This window comes from Vibrio sp. MMH1-50, from assembly GCF_022347645.1.
Lineage (GTDB): Bacteria > Pseudomonadota > Gammaproteobacteria > Enterobacterales > Vibrionaceae > Vibrio > Vibrio harveyi.
The window spans coordinates 1-1,504 of sequence record NZ_JAKRGG010000091.1 but is presented as its reverse complement, the minus strand read 5'-3'; the positions used below and the strand labels follow the sequence as shown (position 1 = coordinate 1,504).

The following is a 1,504-nucleotide window of genomic DNA, read 5'->3' as shown; positions in this document are numbered from 1 at the left end:
TGATGAACTGTATGTGAAACCACTCAGAGATAAGCAGTGGGGTGTTGGACATTTTGATTGGCTAGGTTATATGTACTAGTCAACCACAGGGCTAACAAACTGTTCAAGAGGGATTCGCAACGCGTGGCATTTTCACTATGCGTTGGTTTTAGTGTTTAAGGCGGTATGCGGCGGCTCTTGTATTGCGTTGCTCACCCCTTAACAGGGCGTTAAATGCCAATAGTCAAACGCAGTTAATTACTACTGCGTTTGATTCAGGTGAAACTTTTGTGCTAGCGACCAAATGCACGATTATAAGCTTTTGTAAAACCGATCAGCGAAGAGCTTATAGAGTTGAGACCGATACTTTCACTGACCCTAACTCTGTATCCACGTTTCATAGCGTTTAGTATTGGTGTTGTAAGCTTAATCGCTGCAAGGTCTTCGTTCCAATAGTACTTTTTTTGGTTGTAGAATATACGTCCATCAACATTAATATCTGCGTTGCAGCTTAAGCTTTGACTTCTTTCATTGCACCCGTACCCATTTGACATTTTGTTGGTTAAAAACGTAACTAAATAAGCATCACCAGAATCTTGAACAATCCATATCTCGCCATCGAAATTTACAACCTGATTGCCGTTTTTTGTTGTTGTCCATTGAACTGTGTTTTGGCTCGGTGTCTGAGTTACTTTTGATGCTCTATTTGCGGGCTGTGAGGCGCTATATGAAGAGCTACTTGATGAACTAGAATAGGATGAAGATCCACCATTGTGGCAATGATAGCCGCCATTTATGTTGTCGTTGTGACAGCCAGCAGCGTTTGTTCGACCTGAATGTCCAAACGCATTGAATGAAATCAATAAAATTGAGATAAAGAGGGTTCTCATACAGCTATTACCAAAAATTAAGGGAGGCTAGTATCTTCAAATTTCGGGCTGTTGCAACGAAATTTGTTCCCAGAAGTGCTTTAATTGTCATTTAACAAACTGTTTAAGAGGGATTCGCAACGCGTGGCATTTTTACTATGCGTTGGTTTAAGTGATTAAGGTGGTATACGGCGGCTTTGGTATTGCGTTGCTCACCCCTTAACAGGGCGTTAGTCGCCAGAAAAAGCTAGCAATCAAAATCATGTTTCTAAGCTTAGAATTCCGAGGATGATCGTTTGATACGCAGGTGCGTCGTCGATGGTCAAAACTCAATTTCAACAGTTTCAAGTCCAAAGCTTTGTGACTGTCCTTGCGGTTGTTTTGTTCTTTGGTGCTGACAGTGCAGGGTAATCGAGAGTCTGTTTTTGGTTGCAACTCTGCTCGGTGAGTTTGTTGGTACAAAAGCCAATTTACTCGCTGAAGTGACGTTTTCTCTGGTGTTGTAAATTCCACGTGGTTTCAGTGACTTTGTTGAAAGTTCGCACTGTGAGATTGGTTTTCCAAAAGCGCTTTTTGGTGTTGTCAGTCCGTTTTCTGCGGCGTTGTTTGTTCCAAGTGGTTTCATTGAATAGCCGCTTTGAGACTACGCCTGACTT

The 1,504-nt window shown here is 42.0% G+C and carries 2 protein-coding genes and 1 pseudogene; 1 reads left to right on the top strand and 2 read right to left on the bottom strand.

Annotated elements, in window-relative coordinates:
• Window positions 1-79, top strand: a pseudogene (locus MHO32_RS25875) (GNAT family N-acetyltransferase); the annotation flags it as partial.
• Window positions 80-272: 193 nt separating this feature from the next.
• Here the strand turns inward: MHO32_RS25875 and MHO32_RS25690 are convergent.
• Window positions 273-869, bottom strand: a complete 597-nt coding sequence (locus MHO32_RS25690) for a YHYH domain-containing protein (protein ID WP_154298342.1) — start codon at window positions 867-869, stop codon at window positions 273-275.
• 301 nt (window positions 870-1,170) lie between these two features.
• Window positions 1,171-1,473: a hypothetical protein gene (locus MHO32_RS25685; RefSeq protein WP_239215032.1), complete on the bottom strand. Its 303-nt coding sequence runs from the start codon at window positions 1,471-1,473 to the stop codon at window positions 1,171-1,173.
• Window positions 1,474-1,504: the final 31 nt, after the last annotated feature.

What these genes read in the sequence shown, in the direction of transcription:
- MHO32_RS25685 (WP_239215032.1), bottom strand. Translation starts at nt 1,473, where the DNA reads ATGAAACCACTTGGAACAAACAACGCCGCAGAAAACGGACTGACAACA.
- MHO32_RS25690 (WP_154298342.1), bottom strand. Translation starts at nt 869, where the DNA reads ATGAGAACCCTCTTTATCTCAATTTTATTGATTTCATTCAATGCGTTT.